Origin of the sequence: Streptomyces spinosisporus (genome assembly GCF_022698145.1) — a bacterium.
Lineage (GTDB): Bacteria > Actinomycetota > Actinomycetes > Streptomycetales > Streptomycetaceae > Streptomyces > Streptomyces spinosisporus.
In genome coordinates, this window is the sequence record NZ_JALDAX010000007.1 from 1 (window position 1) to 16,669 (window position 16,669).

14 protein-coding genes are annotated in these 16,669 nt (G+C 71.6%); 8 read left to right on the forward strand and 6 right to left on the reverse strand.

All coding sequences use genetic code 11. The features are described from left to right. Window positions 1-74: 74 nt before the first annotated feature. The 3 genes from MQN93_RS19455 to MQN93_RS19465 form a co-directional block, all read right to left on the reverse strand. A complete protein-coding gene (locus MQN93_RS19455) occupies window positions 75-1,796 on the reverse strand; it encodes an MFS transporter (protein ID WP_242710528.1) in 1,722 nt (573 codons plus the stop codon). 46 nt (window positions 1,797-1,842) lie between these two features. Then, window positions 1,843-2,316, reverse strand: a complete 474-nt coding sequence (locus MQN93_RS19460; protein WP_372504394.1) for a MarR family winged helix-turn-helix transcriptional regulator — start codon at window positions 2,314-2,316, stop codon at window positions 1,843-1,845. A gap of 64 nt (window positions 2,317-2,380) precedes the next feature. Then, the gene (locus tag MQN93_RS19465; RefSeq protein ID WP_037780028.1) at window positions 2,381-3,268 is read right to left on the reverse strand and encodes a LysR family transcriptional regulator; all 888 of its coding nucleotides are present in this window, start codon (window positions 3,266-3,268) and stop codon (window positions 2,381-2,383) included. Window positions 3,269-3,388: 120 nt separating this feature from the next. On the opposite strand from MQN93_RS19465, the gene MQN93_RS19470 reads away from it, so the two are divergent. From MQN93_RS19470 to MQN93_RS19495, 6 genes are all read left to right on the forward strand, one after another. Next, a complete protein-coding gene (locus tag MQN93_RS19470) occupies window positions 3,389-4,060 on the forward strand; it encodes a b558 family succinate dehydrogenase (or fumarate reductase) cytochrome B subunit (RefSeq protein ID WP_016431068.1) in 672 nt (223 codons plus the stop codon). Window positions 4,061-4,062: 2 nt separating this feature from the next. Further along, the gene (locus MQN93_RS19475) at window positions 4,063-6,015 is read left to right on the forward strand and encodes a fumarate reductase/succinate dehydrogenase flavoprotein subunit (RefSeq protein WP_242710529.1); all 1,953 of its coding nucleotides are present in this window, start codon (window positions 4,063-4,065) and stop codon (window positions 6,013-6,015) included. After that, the gene (locus tag MQN93_RS19480; protein WP_016431066.1) at window positions 6,012-6,761 is read left to right on the forward strand and encodes a succinate dehydrogenase/fumarate reductase iron-sulfur subunit; all 750 of its coding nucleotides are present in this window, start codon (window positions 6,012-6,014) and stop codon (window positions 6,759-6,761) included. Before MQN93_RS19475 ends, MQN93_RS19480 begins: the two co-directional genes overlap by 4 nt. A gap of 127 nt (window positions 6,762-6,888) precedes the next feature. After that, a complete protein-coding gene (locus tag MQN93_RS19485; RefSeq protein ID WP_242710530.1) occupies window positions 6,889-7,911 on the forward strand; it encodes a hypothetical protein in 1,023 nt (340 codons plus the stop codon). Window positions 7,912-8,067: 156 nt separating this feature from the next. Continuing rightward, on the forward strand, window positions 8,068-8,838 hold the full coding sequence (locus MQN93_RS19490; RefSeq protein ID WP_016431064.1) for a GNAT family N-acetyltransferase: 771 nt from the start codon (window positions 8,068-8,070) through the stop codon (window positions 8,836-8,838). Beyond that, window positions 8,838-9,647 (forward strand): lysophospholipid acyltransferase family protein, encoded by an 810-nt coding sequence (locus tag MQN93_RS19495; RefSeq protein ID WP_242710531.1) that lies wholly within the window; start codon window positions 8,838-8,840, stop codon window positions 9,645-9,647. Before MQN93_RS19490 ends, MQN93_RS19495 begins: the two co-directional genes overlap by 1 nt. Before the next feature lie 10 nt (window positions 9,648-9,657). On the opposite strand, the gene MQN93_RS19500 is transcribed toward MQN93_RS19495, so the two are convergent. Beyond that, window positions 9,658-10,404 carry an MBL fold metallo-hydrolase gene (locus MQN93_RS19500; RefSeq protein WP_242710532.1) on the reverse strand — a complete coding sequence of 249 codons (747 nt, stop codon included), beginning with the start codon at window positions 10,402-10,404 and terminating at the stop codon, window positions 9,658-9,660. Between the two features lie 300 nt (window positions 10,405-10,704). Between MQN93_RS19500 and MQN93_RS19505 the strand changes: the two genes are divergently transcribed. Together MQN93_RS19505 and MQN93_RS19510 are read left to right on the forward strand one after the other, a co-directional pair. Continuing rightward, window positions 10,705-11,880 (forward strand): alanine--tRNA ligase-related protein, encoded by a 1,176-nt coding sequence (locus MQN93_RS19505; protein ID WP_242710822.1) that lies wholly within the window; start codon window positions 10,705-10,707, stop codon window positions 11,878-11,880. A 46-nt stretch (window positions 11,881-11,926) separates the two neighbouring features. Further along, entirely contained in the window at window positions 11,927-12,445 is a 519-nt protein-coding gene (locus tag MQN93_RS19510) for a P-loop NTPase family protein (protein WP_242710533.1), read from the forward strand. Window positions 12,446-12,475: 30 nt separating this feature from the next. Here the strand turns inward: MQN93_RS19510 and MQN93_RS19515 are convergent, their stop codons facing one another. Together MQN93_RS19515 and MQN93_RS19520 are read right to left on the reverse strand one after the other, a co-directional pair. Further along, complete coding sequence (locus MQN93_RS19515; RefSeq protein ID WP_242710534.1) at window positions 12,476-14,842, reverse strand: ATP-binding cassette domain-containing protein; 2,367 nt, start codon at window positions 14,840-14,842, stop codon at window positions 12,476-12,478. Between the two features lie 66 nt (window positions 14,843-14,908). After that, on the reverse strand, window positions 14,909-16,627 hold the full coding sequence (locus MQN93_RS19520; RefSeq protein ID WP_443744615.1) for a serine/threonine-protein kinase: 1,719 nt from the start codon (window positions 16,625-16,627) through the stop codon (window positions 14,909-14,911). Window positions 16,628-16,669: the final 42 nt, after the last annotated feature.

The following is a 16,669-nucleotide window of genomic DNA, read 5'->3' on the forward strand; positions in this document are numbered from 1 at the left end:
TTCTGTGAGGGCGTCGTGGACGCGCGAGGGGGCGAGCGTGGAAATTGCTCGCCCCCGTGTCGTGCCGCGGTGTCTCAGGCGGCCGTGCCGCGTAGTTCCGTGAGGGCGTCGTGGGTCAGCGGGCGGGGGGCGTGGCCGGGGTCCACCAGGAGGACGGTGCAGTCGGCGCTGTGGGCCAGGGCCATGGTCAGGCTGCCGTCGGTGAACTGGACGAGCGCGCCGCGCGGGGAGCGGCCGACGGCGACGGCGCGGGCGCCGATGCGGGCCGCGTGGCGGGCCAGGAGGCGGCCGGCCGCCGCGTGGTCGCCGACGCTGACGAGGATCTGCCCGGTGGCGGTGACGCCCTGCCCGGCGAGCCGTTCGAGGTGGCGGGTGACCGCGCGCCGCGCCTCGTCGGCGGGTTCGGTGTCGGCCGCCTGTTCCTCGACGACGGCGGTCTGCTGCACGTGCACGACCTCCAGCGGGCTGCCGCTCTCGCGGGCCAGCAGGGCCGCCGCGTCCACGATGTCGGCCGCGCGGTCGTGTGCGCCGACGGCCACCACGACGGGAGCCGTGCCCGGCGCGGCGGGAGCGGTGACCGGTGTGAGGACCGGGCCGACCTGCTCGCCCTCCTCCGCGCGCGACTCGGCCTTCCGCAGCAGCTTGTGACCGGTGGCGAGGACGGGGATGGCGATGACGAAGGTGGCGGCACCGAGGTAGAACGGCACGCTCAGGTCGGTGGCGTCGGCCAGCTTCCCGGCGACGTAGGGCGCGAGACCGCCGCCGATGAAGCGCAGGAAGCCGTACGCGGAGGAGGCGATCGGCCGCTCCACCGGCGAGACCAGCATGACGGCCTGTGTGGTGAGGGTGTTGTTGATGCCGATGAAGGCGCCGCTGACGATGACGGCCACGATGACCACGGCGGGGGTGTCGACCCCGGCCGCGATGACGGCCATCACGATCCCGAGGCCGAGGAGGTTGGCGTAGAGCACGGGTGCGGTGCCGTAGCGGCCCTGCAGACGCGGGGCGAAGAACACGCTGAACGCGGCCACCAGCAGACCCCAGCCGGTGAAGACGAGGCCGAGCTGATGGGCGCTGAGCTCCATCGGGTAGGGCGCGTACCCGAGCATCGTGAAGAAGCCCCAGTTGTACAGCAGCGCCATGATGCCCATGGTCAGCAGCCCGCGGTGGCGCAACGCCTTGATCGGGGCCAGCGGCGAGGTGGGTTTGGCGGGCTTGGGCAGCGTCGGGACGAAGGCCAGCGTCGCCGCCAGGGCTATCGCCATCAGCACGGCCACACCGAAGAACGGGCCGCGCCAGCTGATGGCGCCCAACTCGCCGCCGAGCAGCGGCCCTACGGCGATGCCGAGGCCGAGGGCGGTCTCGTAGAGGATGATCGCGCCGCCGAAGCCGCCGCTGGCCGAGGCGACGATGACGGCCAGGGAGGTGGCGATGAACAGGGCGTTGCCGAGGCCCCAGCCGGCGCGGAACCCGACGATGCCGTTGATGGAGCCGGAGGTGCCGGCCAGCGCGGCGAAGACCACGATGACGGCGAGGCCCACGACGAGGGTGCGCTTGGCGCCCAGCCGGCTGGAGACCCAGCCGACGATCAGCATGGCGACGGCGGTCACGATCAGATAGCTGCTGAACAGCAGCGAGACCTGGCTGGGGGTGGCGTGCAGGCTGTCGGCCAGGGCGGGCAGGATCGGGTCGACCAGGCCGATGCCCATGAACGAGATCACGCAGGCGAACGCGACGGCCCAGACGGCCTTCGGCTGCTTGAAGGGGCTTGCGGCCCGCTCGTGCGAAGCACTCATGTGCGGTTCTCTTCCGGGGAGTTGAGGGTCACGGGGGTGGCGGACGTCAGTCGAGGTCGTGGATCGCGCGGGCGAGGGCGGGCAGAGCGGTCCGCACCGCCTCCTGCTCGGGCCCGGTCAGCCGGTCGACGACCTGCTGCAGCGCCTGGGTGCGCTCGGTGCGCCGCTGGCGGAAGACCTCCATGCCCGCGTCGGTGGCCTCGACCAGCACGCCCCGCCCGTCCCGGCTGTCGGCGGTGCGCCGGACCAGGCCCGCCCGCTCCAGCCGGGTGACCAGCTGGGTCATGTTGGGCTGGGACACGCGCTGGGTGCGGGCCAGGTCGGTCAGCCGGTACGCACCCTCGCGGCCGAGGAAGCCGAGCACGGAGGAGGCGGCAGTGCTCAGACCGCCGGTGGTGGCACTGCGGCGGACGTAGAGCACCAGCTGCTCCACGGCGATCATCAGCGCTTCCGGCGATGCCTGTGTGCCTGCGTCGGACGGCGCCTGGGCATCCGCCGGTTCCATGACCCGCTTATGCATAACTGCATTATGCATGTACGTGTACGGTGAAACAAGGTGCCTCGGGTGACGATCGGTCGCCGCGCTACCTCTCCAGCAGCATCCGCTGCAACTCCCGCGCCGCGCGCGGCGGTGCCACGTCGCTGCGGTGCGCCAGGGCGATGGTGCGGTGCAGTCCGGGCCGGGCCAGCGGTGTCACCCGCAGCCCGCGCCCCGACCGGGTGGCCACCATCCGCGGCACGACCGCGAGACCCAGCCCCGCCCGTACGAATCCCAGCACCGCGTCCATCTCGCCGCCCTCGACCGCGAAGTCCGGCTCGAAGCCCTCGGCGCGGCAGGCGGCCACCGTCAGTTCGCGCAGGTCGTAGCCGTGCCGGAACATCACCAGACGCTCACCCTCCAGGTCGGCGATGCGCACGGTGCGCCGCCCCGGACCGCCCGGCGCCGGCGACTCCGGGGACGACACCACGACCAGGTCCTCGCGCAGCAGCTCCACCGTGGTCAGCGCCGGGGACGGCGTCGGCAGCGGCAGGACGACCAGGGCGAGGTCGAGGGCGCCGCGGGCGAGTTCCCGTACGAGATCGTGGGAACCGCCCTCCTCGATCAGCAGCCGGATGCCCGGGTAGCGGTCGTGGAAGGCGCGCAGCACGTCCGGCAGCAGACCCGTGCACACGCTCGGCGTCGCGCCAAGCCTGACCCGCCCGCTGCGCAGCTGCACCAGCTCCTGCACCTCGTGCCGGGCCGTGTCCGCGTCGGCCAGGATGCGCCGGGCCAGCGGCAGCAGCGCCTCGCCCGCGTCGGTGAGGGTGATGTTGCCGCGAGCCCTCAGGAACAGATCGGCGCCGAGCTCCCGCTCCAGCGCCTTGATCTGCTGGGACAGGGACGGCTGGGCGACATGCACCAGATCCGCGGCCCGGGTGAAGTGCCGGGTCTCCGCGACGGCGACGAAATACTGAAGCTGCTGGAACTGCATGATGTCACGATAGCTCTCGCCTATCGAATCAAGCCGCACCATGTCTTGGACCGATCGCCCTGTTCCGTCCTAGCGTCTTGAGTCATGGCTCTGGCAACGCGGACGGACCGACGGCCGTCCATGGCACGCACCGTGTGGGACAGCTCCGTCGGCAAGAAGACGGTGATGGCGGTCAGCGGCGTGATCATGCTGCTGTACCTGGTCGCGCATGTGATCGGCAACCTGAAGATCTTCTTCGGCGCGGGGGAGTTCAACCACTACGCGCACTGGCTGCGCACCGTCGGCGAGCCCTTCATGCACTACGAGTGGACACTGTGGCTGATCCGCGTCGTCCTCGTCGTCGCGGTCGTCGCCCACGCCGTCTCCGCCTACCAGCTCAGCCGCCGCGACATCAAGGCCCGCCCGAGCAAGTACGTGCACAAGAAGCCCAAGGCGAGCTACGCCACGCGCACCATGCGCTGGGGCGGGATCATCCTCGCCCTGTTCATCGTGTGGCACATCCTCGACCTGACCACCGGCACCGTGCACTCCGGCGGCTTCCAGGAGGGCCACCCGTACCAGAACGTCGTGGACACCTTCTCCACCTGGTACGGCAACGTCATCTACATCGTGGCGATGCTCGCCCTCGGCCTGCACATCCAGCACGGCTTCTGGAGCGCCGCCCAGACCCTCGGCGTCGGCAGCCGCACCCGCGACCGCGCCCTGAAGACCACTGGCAACGTCCTCGCACTGCTGCTCACGGCCGGCTTCATCGCCGTACCCGTGGGCGTCATGACCGGAGTGGTGAGCTGAACATGTCTGCTGAGTACGTGGATTACGCGACCGGCGAGCCGATCGCCGACACCAAGGCCCCCTCCGGCCCGGTCAACGAGCGCTGGGACACGCGCCGTTTCGAGGCCAAGCTGGTCAACCCCGCCAACCGGCGCAAGCACACGGTGATCGTGGTGGGCACCGGACTCGCCGGCGGCTCCGCCGGCGCCACCCTCGCCGAACAGGGCTACCACGTCGTCCAGTTCTGCTACCAGGACTCACCCCGCCGCGCCCACTCCATCGCCGCGCAGGGCGGCATCAACGCCGCGAAGAACTACCGCAACGACGGCGACTCCGTCTACCGGCTGTTCTACGACACCGTCAAGGGCGGCGACTTCAGGGCGCGCGAGTCGAACGTGCACCGGCTCGCCCAGATCTCGGTGGAGATCATCGACCAGTGCGTGGCCCAGGGCGTGCCGTTCGCGCGGGAGTACGGCGGACTGCTCGACACCCGCTCCTTCGGCGGCGTCCAGGTCTCGCGGACCTTCTACGCCCGCGGCCAGACGGGCCAGCAGCTGCTGCTCGGCGCGTACCAGGCGCTGTCCCGGCAGATCGCGGCGGGCAACGTCGAGATGCACCCGCGCACCGAGATGCTCGACCTGATCATCGTCGACGGCAAGGCCCGCGGCATCGTCGCCCGCGACCTGATCACCGGCAAGATCTCCACCTACTTCGCGGACGCCGTCGTCCTGGCGTCCGGCGGCTACGGCAACGTCTTCTACCTGTCGACGAACGCCATGAACTCCAACGCCACCGCGATCTGGCGGGCCCACCGGCGCGGCGCCTACTTCGCCAACCCCTGCTTCACCCAGATCCACCCCACCTGCATCCCGCGCACCGGCGACCACCAGTCCAAGCTGACGCTGATGAGCGAGTCGCTGCGCAACGACGGCCGGATCTGGGTGCCGAAGGCCAAGGGCGACACCCGGCCGGCGAACCAGATCCCCGAGGACGAGCGCGACTACTACCTGGAGCGCATCTACCCCTCCTTCGGCAACCTGGTGCCCCGCGACATCGCCTCGCGGGCCGCGAAGAACGTGTGCGACGAGGGCCGCGGTGTCGGGCCCGGCGGACAGGGCGTCTACCTCGACTTCGCCGACGCGATCAAGCGGATGGGCCGCAAGGCCGTCGAGGCCAAGTACGGCAACCTCTTCGACATGTACCAGCGGATCACCGACGAGGATCCGTACCAGGTGCCCATGCGGATCTACCCCGCCGTGCACTACACGATGGGCGGCCTGTGGGTCGACTACGACCTGCAGACCACGATCCCCGGCCTGTTCGCGATCGGCGAGGCCAACTTCTCCGACCACGGCGCCAACCGGCTGGGCGCGAGCGCCCTGATGCAGGGCCTGGCCGACGGCTACTTCGTCCTGCCGGCGACGATCAACGACTACCTGGCGCGCAACCCGCACAAGGACGAGATCGACGCCTCGCACCCGGCCGCCGTCGAGACCGTCCGCGAGACCGAGGACCGCCTCGCCCGGCTGCTCGCCGTGGACGGCGACCGCACCCCCGATTCCTTCCACCGCGAAGTCGGCGAACTCATGTGGGAGTTCTGCGGCATGGCCCGCACCGACACCGGACTGCGCAAGGCACTGGAGCGCATCCCGCAGATCCGCGAGGAGTTCTGGCGGCGCATCAAGGTGCCCGGCACCGGCGAGGAGTTCAACCAGTCGCTGGAGAAGGCCAACCGCATCGTCGACTACCTGGAGCTCGCCGAGCTGATGTGCCTCGACGCACTGCACCGCGCCGAGTCCTGCGGCGGCCACTTCCGCGAGGAGTCGCAGACGCCGGACGGCGAAGCGGCCCGCAGGGACGACGAGTTCGGCTACGCGGCCGCCTGGGAGTTCACCGGCACCGGCCAGGCTCCGACCCTGCACAAGGAAGACCTGGTCTTCGAGTACGTCCACCCCACCCAGCGGAGCTACGCATGAAGCTCACCCTGCGCGTCTGGCGGCAGAAGAACGCCGACGCCGAAGGCACCATGTCCACGTACGAGGTGGACGGCATCTCCTCCGACATGTCGTTCCTGGAGATGCTCGACACCCTCAACGAGGAGCTCATCCTCAAGGGCGAGGACCCGGTCGCCTTCGACCACGACTGCCGCGAGGGCATCTGCGGCGCCTGCTCGCTCGTCATCAACGGCGACGCGCACGGGCCCGAGCGCACCACCACCTGCCAGCTGCACATGCGGTCCTTCAAGGACGGCGACACCATCGACATCGAGCCGTGGCGGGCCTCCGCCTTCCCGGTGATCAAGGACCTCGTCGTCGACCGCTCGGCCTTCGACCGGATCATCCAGTCCGGCGGCTACATCACCGCGCCCACCGGCTCGGCACCCGAGGCCCATGCCACGCCCGTGCCGAAGCCGGACGCCGACCTCGCCTTCGAGCACGCCGAGTGCATCGGCTGCGGCGCGTGCGTGGCGGCCTGCCCGAACGGCGCGGCGATGCTCTTCACCTCCGCCAAGATCAACCACCTCAACACGCTGCCCCAGGGCGCACCCGAACGCGAGACCCGTGTCCTGGACATGGTGGCGCAGATGGACGAAGAGGGCTTCGGCGGCTGCACGTTGACCGGCGAGTGCGCCACCGCCTGCCCGAAGGGCATCCCGCTGATGTCCATCACCAGCATGAACAAGGAGTGGCTGCGCGCCACGCGCAAGGTGGCCAAGCGCTAGCCGTGTCGAGCCGCCGCGTAGTTCACGCGGCGCTCCAAGGACGTCCGCCCACAGGGGCGGACGGGCGGGGCCGGGAGTGGTGCTCCCCGGCCCCGCCCCGCACGTGTGGGGTCTGTAGGGTTCGTGCATGATTTTTGCGCCCAAGGGGAGGGAGCGGTTCCTCGACGCCGTCGCCGGCTTCGAGACCGCCGTGCGCGAGCGGGACGGACAGCGTTCCCAGCACGCCATGCAGGAGATACAGCAGCACTACGGGGACGCCGCGGACGGGGAGTTCCTCCAGGCGGGCCCCCGGCTCGCCGCACTGCTGGCGGACGTACCGCCCGGACCCCGCGCACTGGTCGCGGTACTGACCGGAGCCTGCGTGGAACGCGGCGCCGACGCGACCGCCTGCGCCCCGTACATCTTCGACGGACTCGCCGAAGCACTCACCGCGGCCGGGGAGTTCTGCGAGCGCTGGGCGGCGACCGGCGGGGGAGAGCTGCCCGAGCCCGACGGCGACGCCCTGGACGACGCGATGGTCGAGCGGGTCGGCCAGGACGCGGCCGTGGCCTGGTGCACGCTGCCGCAGTGGGAGATGGCGTCGGTCGCGATGCTCAACCACAGCGCGGTACGGGCCCGACTGGGCGAGCGGCGCACGCAGTTGCTGGCCGCGCTGCGATCCGTCCAGGAAGCCTCCGAGCACGAGTTCAAATGCCTGTACTACGCGCTGCTCGTCCTCGACGACGAACCGCTGATCGTGCTGCACCGCCCCACCGGCACCGGCTACGCGCTGCGCATGAGCGGCCTCGCCGACAACTTCCAGCTGCACACCCTGCTCGCCGACGCCCTGGTCGGCGGCGGCCACGTCGAAGGCCACGCCCCCTCCGCACAGGAGGTCGCCGTGTGCCGCGACGCACCGGGCCAGGTGCCGACGACCGGCTCCTTCAACCTCGTGACGCCGGGCGGGGAATGGGTGTGGAACGAGGGAACCCCCTCAGACATCCCCGTCGTCGACGGCGTACGCCTCCTCGTCCTGGACCCGCCGCCCTACGAGCGGGGCTGGCCCGCGGGCCGGTTCTTCCCCGGCATGACCGGAGCCCTCGTCCTGGAGCGCGTGCTCGACGAGCGGGAGACCCGCGGATGGCTGGAGCACTGCGCACCGGCGAAATGACAGGGGCGGCCCGAGCCGTTCAACAACCTCACACCCGTTCTCTCTGCGCCGGTCACGCGAAGGTCAGTCGGCATCGGAAGAACAGGGGCGGCGGATCGCACGACACCGCTCAGCCGCCCCCCTTCCGCCGACCCGGCCCGTGACCAGGAGAGAGCCATGACCGGCGTATCCACGCTCGACCGTCCCCCACAGCCCGCCGCACCCACCCGCTACAGCGTCTCGCTCGCCCGCGACGAGGCCGACGTGCGTGCCGCGCAGCGGCTGCGGCACGAGGTCTTCGCCGGAGAGATGGGTGCCCTGCTGGCCACCGCCGAGCCGGGCCACGACATCGACGCCTTCGACGCCTACTGCGACCACCTGCTGGTGCGCGAGGAGGTCACGGGACAGGTCGTCGGCACCTACCGGCTGCTCCCGCCGGAGCGCGCGGCCGTCGCCGGACGGCTGTACTCCGAGGGCGAGTTCGACCTGACCGCGCTCGACGCCATCCGGCCCGGACTCGTCGAGGTCGGCCGCTCCTGCGTCCACCCCGACCACCGCGACGGCGCCGTCATCGGCCTCATCTGGGCCGGGATCGCCCGCTACATGGTGGACCGCGGCCACGAATGGCTGGCCGGCTGCTGCTCCGTCCCGCTGGCCGACGGCGGCAGGCTCGCCTCCGCGACCTGGGAGAAGGTGCGCGCCAAGTACCTGGCGCCGCAGGAGTACCGGGTACGCCCGCTGCTGCCCTGGGTCCCGGGCGACGCCGGGACGGTCGCGAACACCGAACTGCCCGCCCTGCTACGCGGCTACCTCCGCCTCGGCGCCTGGGTGTGCGCGGAGCCCGCACACGACCCCGACTTCGGGGTCGCCGACCTGTACGTGCTGCTGTCGATGCGCCGGGTCAACCCGCGCTATCTGCGGCACTTCCTCTCGCTCGTGCCGGCCTGATGAGCGTCTGGCAGCCCAGCGCGCCCTGTACCCCGGGGACGTGCATCGAGGCGACGGCGTCCGCCACGGCCGTACCGCGTGCCGTGCTGCGGATGGCGGTGGTCGTGGTCCTGATGCTCGCCGGGATCGCGCTGCTGCCGCTCGGCGGGCGGATCCCCGCCGATCTGGTGAGGCGGTGGTGCCGGTGGATCGTACGGGCCGCAGGGGTCCGGGTCCGTATCACCGGCGCCGCCGCTCCCACCGGCGGACTGCTGCTGGTCGCCAACCACATCTCCTGGCTGGACATCCCGCTGCTCGCCGCCGTACGCCCGGCCCGGATGCTCGCCAAGTCCGACATCCGCGGCTGGCCCGTGGCCGGCCGGCTGACGGCCGGCAGCGGGGCGCTGTTCATCGACCGGGAACGGCTGCGCGCCCTCCCGGGGACGGTCGCTCTGATCGCGGACGCGCTGCGGGGCGGGCATGCCGTGGCCGTCTTCCCCGAGGGCAGCACCTGGTGCGGCCGCGCTCAGGGCAACTTCCGGCGGGCGGTCTTCCAGGCGGCGCTCGACGCGGGCGTTCCCGTCCAGCCGGTCCGGCTGCGCTACCGGATCACCGGCGGCACACCCAGCACGGTCCCGGCCTTCATCGGCGACGATTCACTGCTGGCCTCGGTGTGGCGCGTGCTGACGGCACGCGGGCTGGTCGCCGAGGTCGACGTGCGCGAGGCCATCGCGCCGGGCACCCACCGCGACCGACGCGCGCTCGCCCGCGCGGCGCAGCCGACGACGGCGGATCAACTGGGCTGGATCCACACGGCGTTGGTCGCGTAGAGCCGACATGTCAGGACGCCGTCGTCACGACGAGATCCGGGAGGGCGACGTCGATCGACCTCCCGAAGAACCGTGCGGCCGCCTCCCGGGCGGCCGTCGCATCCGTGCCCGGCCACAGATGGGTCAGCAACAGCCGTGCGGCGCCCGCTTGTTGCGCGTACCGACCGGCCAGCTCCGCGGTCAGCAGATACGGCGCGTCGTCGTCCGGCACCCGGTGGATGTACGTGGCCTCCGACAGGAACAGGTCGGCGCCCTCGGCGAGCCGCGGGATGTCGGTGCTGGGGCCGGTGTCGCCGGTGTAGGCGAGCACCCCGCCGGGTGTGCTCAGCCGGATGCCCGCGTTGGGCACGAAGTGCGGCAGCAGCCGGGTGGCGACGGTGAACGGGCCGATGCCGAACCGCTCGCCCGGGGCGAACCCGTGGAGCCGGTACGCGGCGGCGAGCATGCCCGGCCTGTCGAGCGCCAGCACCGCGTCGAGCGCACCGTGCGGCGCGTACACGGGCAGGGGCGGTGGCGGGTCCTCACTCAGTCCACGGGCCCGCAGCAAGGGGTTGAGGTCGGCGCAGTGGTCGGGATGCCCATGGCTGACCAGCACGGCGTCGACCGCGTCGACGGTGTGGTGCCGCAGCAGCCGCGGCAGGGTGGCGTACCCGGGATCGAGCAGCAGCCGGAAGCCGTCGTACTCGACGAGATAGCCGCTGCACGCCTGCACCGCCGTGGGCCACGCGCCGCTGCCGCCGAGAACCGTCAGTCGCATGACAGCAGACCCTAGTCCCCGCCGGCTCCTGGGCCCCGCCCGGAAAACGGGGCGACAGGCCTTCGGCCCGCTTGCTAGCGTTGCGTCCATGAAGGTCAGGAGCTGTAGCAGCCACACCGCGGCCGCGCGAGCGACGAACTCGCCGGCTGCCGACGCCTGACCTCTTCCTCTCTCCCCGGCGGCCGGAAACGGACCGCCGGGACGTGGTGCGCTCTTCTCACAGGCTCACGGACGCTGCTCCCGCGGTTCTCCCCGGTCCCCACGACCCGAAGGAACACCGCCATGAGCACCCTGCCCACCATGACCACCGACCGGACCCTGGAGACCTTCACCGGCTTCTACCGCGAGCGCGGCCACCGGCTCATCACCGGCGGCTCCCTGCTGCCGCCGCCCCCGGACCCGGTGCTGTTCACCACCTCCGGCATGCACCCCCTCACGCCGTACCTCCAGGGCCGCCCGCATCCCCAGGGACGGCGCCTGGTCAACGTTCAGCGCTGTCTGCGCACCACCGACCTCGACGAGGTCGGCGACCCCACCCATCTGACGGTCTTCGAGATGCTCGGCTCGTGGTCGCTGGGCGACTACGGCCATACGCAGAGCCTGCGTTGGGGTCACGAGCTGCTGCGCGACGGCTTCGGCATCCCGCCCGAGCGGCTGTATGTCACGGTCTTCGGCGGCGACGACCAGGTCGGCCCCGACGTCGAATCCCTGCGCACCTGGCAGGAGTTGGGGCTGCCCGTGGAGTCGACCGGCGAGGAGAACTGGTGGTCCAACGGGCCCGTCGGCCTGTGCGGCCCCGACTCGGAGATCTTCGTCTGGACCGGCGGTCCCGGCACTCCGCCGCAGGGCACCCCCACCACCGACCCGCGCTGGGTGGAGATCTGGAACCACGTCCACATGCGCTACCACCGCCACGAGGACGGCAGCCTCGAACCCCTTTCGCGGCCGAGCATCGACACGGGCATGGGGCTGGAGCGCCTGATGACGGTGCTGCAGGGCCGCCGTTCGGTCTACGAGACGGACCTGTTCGAGCCGTGGACGAGACTGCTGCCGCCGCTGTGGCAGCTGGACGAGCCCTCGATGCGCCTGGTCTGCGACCATCTGCGCTCGAGCGTCGTCGTCATCGGCGACGGCGTACGGGTCTCCAACACCGGCCGCGGCTATGTACTGCGCCGTCTGATCCGCCGACTGCTCACCACGCTCCGGCGCGACGACCCCTCCCGCACCCTGACGGATCTGCCCGTGGAGCTCGTCGGACACACACTGGACCACTTCCGGCAGACCTGCGGGACCGGCACCGTCCGCGACCTGCTGCTGGAGGAGGAACGGCGCTTCACCCGGCTCCTCGAACGAGGCCGGCGCGTGCTGTCCCGACCGCGGTTCAGGGGCCCGCTGAGCGACGAGGACTACCGCTACCTCCACGACACCCACGGCCTGCCCCGCGACCTGGTCTCCGGCCTGCGCGGCACCGGCTGACGATCACGCGGACCCCACCGCCGAGCGCCGCTGTAGGGTTCGGGGCGTGCAGCGGATCTTGGTGGTGGGTGTCACGGGCGCGGGCAAGTCCACGCTCGCGCGGGCCGTGGGCGAGCGCCTGGACGTGCCGTACCACGAGATGGACGGGCTGTACTTCTGCGGACCCGGCTGGGCCGTCAACGACAAGCTGGCCGAGACGGTGTCGCGCATCGTCGCCGAACCCCGCTGGATCATCGACTCCATCGGCTACCCGGAGGTCCGTGATCTGCTGTGGGAGCGGGCCGACACCGTGCTCTGGCTGGACTACGGCAGACGGGTCGTGCTGCCGCGCGTGCTGCGCCGCTCGCTGAGGCGCTCCCTCACCCGTGAGCGCATCTTCGGCGGCAACAGGGAGACCTGGGCCGGCTGGTTCAGCCGGGAGCACCCGGTGTGGTGGGCCTGGTCCCAGCACACCGGCCGCCGCGCCGAGATCGCGCGCCGCACGAGCGATGCGCGCTTCGCCCCCCTCGACACGGTGCGCTTCGCACGTCCGGACGAGGCAGCCGCCTGGCTCGCATCCCTGTGACGCCGCCGCCATCCCTTGCGGGCCGGACGCTCACGCCTCCCGCGACGGCAGCACCCGGCCCAGATACGGTGCCGTAGCGCTGCCCTTGGCCCGCGCCACCTCCACCGGTGTCCCCGCCGCCACGATGCGCCCGCCCGCGTCGCCGCCGCCCGGGCCCAGGTCGATCACCCAGTCCGCGTCCGCCACGACCGTCATGTCGTGCTCGACGACGATCACGGTGTGGCCCGCGTCGACGAGACCGTGCAGCTGGCGCATCAGCACCTCGACGTCGGCCGGGTGGAGGCCGGTGGTCGGCTCGTCGAGGAGATACAGGGTGTGTCCGCGGCGGCCGCGCTGCAGCTCACCCGCGAGCTTGATGCGCTGCGCCTCGCCGCCGGAGAGCTCGGTGGCGGGCTGGCCCAGCCGGAGATAGCCGAGGCCCACGTCGAGGAGGGTGGCCAGGGCGCGGGCGACCGCCGGGGTGTCCGCGAAGAAGTCCGCCGCGCTCTCCACCGTCAGGTCCAGCACCTGCGCGATGTTCCGTTCCCGGTAGGTCACTTCAAGGGTCTCGGGGTTGTAGCGGGCCCCGCCGCAGTCCGGGCACGGGGCGTAGGTGCTCGGCAGGAACAGCAGCTCCACGCTGACGAACCCCTCGCCCTGGCAGGTCTCGCAGCGCCCCCCGGCGACGTTGAAGGAGAAGCGGCCGACGCCGTAACCGCGCTCACGCGCCTCGTCGGTCGCCGCGAACACCTTGCGCACGACGTCGAACAGGCCTGTGTACGTGGCCAGGTTGGAGCGCGGAGTACGGCCGATGGGCTTCTGGTCGACCGAGACCAGCCGCTCCACACCGGCCAGGTCCTCGCCGATCTCCCCGATGAGGGTGGACTTGCCGGAGCCGGACACACCGGTGACCGCGGTGAACACGCCCAGCGGGAACTCGGCGACGACCCCGTGCAGGTTGTGCCGGGTGACCGGGCCGACCTTCAACTGGCCGCGGGCGGCGCGCACTTGGCGTACCTCCGCGGGTGCGCGGCCGAAGAGGTGGTGGGCCGTGGCGGATTCGGCCACCGAGGCCAGCTCCGCCACCGGGCCGCTGTGCAGCACCTCGCCGCCGTGCTCGCCGGCGCGCGGGCCGACGTCCACCACCCAGTCGGCGCCGCGGACGACATCGAGGTGGTGCTCGACCACGAACACCGAGTTGCCCGCCGCCTTGAGCCGCTCCAGGACCGTGAGCAAGGCCTCGGTGTCGGCCGGGTGCAGTCCCGCGGACGGCTCGTCGAGGACGTAGACGACACCGAAGAGTCCGGAGCGCAGCTGTGTCGCGAGGCGCAGGCGCTGCAGTTCGCCCGCCGAGAGGGTGGGGGTCGGGCGGTCCAGGCTGAGGTAGCCGAGGCCGAGTTCGAGGATCGGTGCGATACGGGAGTTCAGATCCTCGGTGAGGACGCGGGCGGCCTCGGATGTGGCGTCCAGTGCGGAGGCGAGGTCCTTGACCGGGAGCGCCGCCAGCTCGGCGATCGTGCGGCCCGCGAAGGTCACCGCCATCGCCTCCGGACGCAGCCTGCTGCCGTGGCACACCGGGCAGGGCGCGCTGCTCAGAAAGCGCTCTGCCTTGGCGCGCAGCGTGGGGCTCTTGGAGTCGGAGAACGTCTTCATGACATACCGGTGGGCGCTCATGTACGTGCCCTGGTACGGCCGTTGGATGCGGTCCGCGTCGCGCACCGGGTGCACCGTGACGACCGGCTGTTCGTCGGTGAACAGGATCCATTGCCGCTCCTCGGCGGGCAGTTCGCGCCAGGGGCGGTCGACGTCGTGGCCGAGGGCGTCGAGGATGTCGCGGAGGTTCTTACCCTGCCAGGCGCCCGGCCACGCGGCGATCGCCCCGTCCCGGATCGACAGGGACGGGTCGGGGACCAGCAACTCCTCGGTCGTACGGTGGACCTGACCCAGCCCGTGGCACTCGGGGCAGGCCCCGGCGGCCGTGTTGGGGGAGAAGGCGTCCGAGTCCAGACGCTCGGCGCCGGGCGGATAGTCGCCCGCGCGGGAGAAGAGCATCCGCAGGGAGTTGGAGAGATTGGTGACCGTGCCGACCGACGAGCGCGACGTCGGCGCCGAGCGCCGCTGCTGCAGGGAGACCGCGGGCGGCAGTCCGGTGATCTCCCCGACTTTCGGCGCCCCGACCTGATGGATCAGCCGGCGCGCGTACGGAGCGACCGACTCGAAGTACCGGCGCTGCGCCTCGGCATAGATCGTCCCGAAGGCGAGCGACGAATTCCCGGACCCGGACACCCCGGTGAACACGGCCAGCACATCCCGGGGGATGTCGACATCCACACCCTTGAGATTGTGCTCACGGGCGCCGCGGACACGGACGTACGGGTCGTGAGGGCCTGCCTTGTACGGTTCGCGGGGGCCGGCCATCACAGACACTCCGTACACATCTTCGACTGCAGCGGGACAAACGCCGCGATTCTATCCCCCGGTCCGTCACGCGGCCTTGCGCCAGATCGTCATGTCCGCCGTCATGAAGCTGATCCCGGGCTTGTCCCACAGGGCCGTCGACTTCGTCTGGATGACCAGCAGGGCGATGTCGCCGGAGCGGTTCTTGACGCAGATCTCGCTGCCGTTCGCCGCGGCGGCCAGGGGGAGGTTGTGGCTGTGGGCGGCCGTGAGCATGAAGCGGCAGTCGTCCAGCGTGGCCCCCGGCTTGCCGGGGAGCAGGATTATCACGCTGGTGTCGCTCTGCAGCTCACAGCCGACCTTCTTGCAGTCGAAGAGGATGTCGCCCTTGCGGTCCTTGCGCGAGATCGGCTCCTTGAAGCTCAGGGAGGTCTTCTCGTCGATCCACTGCTGGGGGTAGGGCTCGGCCTGCGGGGTCCTGGCCGCCGTCGGGGAGGGGTCGGACTCCTTCGCGGTACCACCACCTCCACCGCTGCCGCTGCCGTCGTCATCGGCGGGTGAGGCGGAGGCCGGCGGCCGTGCGGCTCCCGACGTCTGCCCGCCCGGCGTCGAGGACGCCGCCGCGTCCCGGTGGTCGGGCGTGGAGGGCAGGTTCCTGAGCCACAGCGTCAGACCCGTCAGCAGCGCCAGGCCCACCACGACGGCCGCGACGGTCAGCGCGGTGCGTCTTCGGCGGGCCGAGGGATCGCCCGCGGTCGGCCGTGTCTGCAGGTGCGGCTGCGCGAGCAGGGGTCTGGTGCGGTCGGGGCCCGTGTGGCCTGCCGGGACGGTGTGCGTGCGCGTGGGGTCGGGGACCGGGGCCGGGACCGTCACCTCCGTACCCGCCACCTCCCGCCACACGGCCGGTCCGCCGCCCGCGTCCGCGTCGCGTCCCAGCCGCTGCCGGCACCACTCGATGACCTCTGCCGGGGTCGCCCGCTGTTCCGGTGCGGCGGCCAGGCAGCGGGCGATCAGCGGACGCAACTGCTCGGGGAGGAGGGAGAGTTCGGGTTCCGAGTGCACGATGCGGTAGAGAATGGTGGCCGAGGGGCCGTCTCCGTACAGCGGCTCGCCCAGGGCCGCGAAGGCCGCCGTCTGGCCGAGCGCGAACATGTCGGTCGCGGGGGTGACCTCACCGGCCGTCGCCTGCTCGGGGGCCATGAACTGGGGTGTGCCGACCGCGGAGCCGGTGGCCGTGTGCCAGGTGGCGTCCGCGGCCAGCGAGATACCGAAGTCGATCACTCGCGGTCCGTCGGTGGCGAGCAGTACGTTCGACGGCTTCAGGTCGCGGTGCACGATGCCCGCGCCGTGGATGGCCTGCAGTGCCTCCGCCACCCCGGCCATCAGCCAGAGCACCGCCGGTACCGGCAGGGGCCCGCGCCGGGCGACCGCCTCGGCCAGGGACGGCCCGGGCACGTAGAGGGTGGCCAGCCAGGGCGGTACCCCGTCCGCGTCGGCGTCGATCAGCTCGGCGGTGTACGCGCCCCTGACCCGCTGCGCCGCCTTGATCTCCCGGCCGAACCGCCGCCTGAAGGCGGGGTCGTCGGCCAGCTCGGGGCGCACCACCTTGATCGCCACCGGCCGGCCGCCCTGGGTGTGCGACAGATAGACCCGCCCCATGCCACCCGCACCGAGTCGCGCGGCGAGCCGGTAGCCGGCCACCGTCCGCGGATCGTCCGCCTGCAGCGGCTGGAACACCTCAGTCGCATCGTTCATCTGCGCTTGTTCCCCCCTTGTCCCCATGTCCCCCGACGGGCTGCCCCGCAGCAGCAGAGTAAACGGTTTCCCGTGGCTGCTGACCAGGGGTGG

What these genes read in the sequence shown, in the direction of transcription:
- MQN93_RS19515 (WP_242710534.1), bottom strand. Translation starts at nt 14,842, where the DNA reads ATGGCCGGCCCCCGCGAACCGTACAAGGCAGGCCCTCACGACCCGTAC.
- MQN93_RS19470 (WP_016431068.1), top strand. Translation starts at nt 3,389, where the DNA reads ATGGCACGCACCGTGTGGGACAGCTCCGTCGGCAAGAAGACGGTGATG.
- MQN93_RS19490 (WP_016431064.1), top strand. Translation starts at nt 8,068, where the DNA reads ATGACCGGCGTATCCACGCTCGACCGTCCCCCACAGCCCGCCGCACCC.
- MQN93_RS19495 (WP_242710531.1), top strand. Translation starts at nt 8,838, where the DNA reads ATGAGCGTCTGGCAGCCCAGCGCGCCCTGTACCCCGGGGACGTGCATC.
- MQN93_RS19455 (WP_242710528.1), bottom strand. Translation starts at nt 1,796, where the DNA reads ATGAGTGCTTCGCACGAGCGGGCCGCAAGCCCCTTCAAGCAGCCGAAG.
- MQN93_RS19475 (WP_242710529.1), top strand. Translation starts at nt 4,063, where the DNA reads ATGTCTGCTGAGTACGTGGATTACGCGACCGGCGAGCCGATCGCCGAC.
- MQN93_RS19505 (WP_242710822.1), top strand. Translation starts at nt 10,705, where the DNA reads ATGACCACCGACCGGACCCTGGAGACCTTCACCGGCTTCTACCGCGAG.
- MQN93_RS19465 (WP_037780028.1), bottom strand. Translation starts at nt 3,268, where the DNA reads ATGCAGTTCCAGCAGCTTCAGTATTTCGTCGCCGTCGCGGAGACCCGG.
- MQN93_RS19500 (WP_242710532.1), bottom strand. Translation starts at nt 10,404, where the DNA reads ATGCGACTGACGGTTCTCGGCGGCAGCGGCGCGTGGCCCACGGCGGTG.
- MQN93_RS19485 (WP_242710530.1), top strand. Translation starts at nt 6,889, where the DNA reads ATGATTTTTGCGCCCAAGGGGAGGGAGCGGTTCCTCGACGCCGTCGCC.
- MQN93_RS19480 (WP_016431066.1), top strand. Translation starts at nt 6,012, where the DNA reads ATGAAGCTCACCCTGCGCGTCTGGCGGCAGAAGAACGCCGACGCCGAA.
- MQN93_RS19460 (WP_372504394.1), bottom strand. Translation starts at nt 2,316, where the DNA reads ATGCATAAGCGGGTCATGGAACCGGCGGATGCCCAGGCGCCGTCCGAC.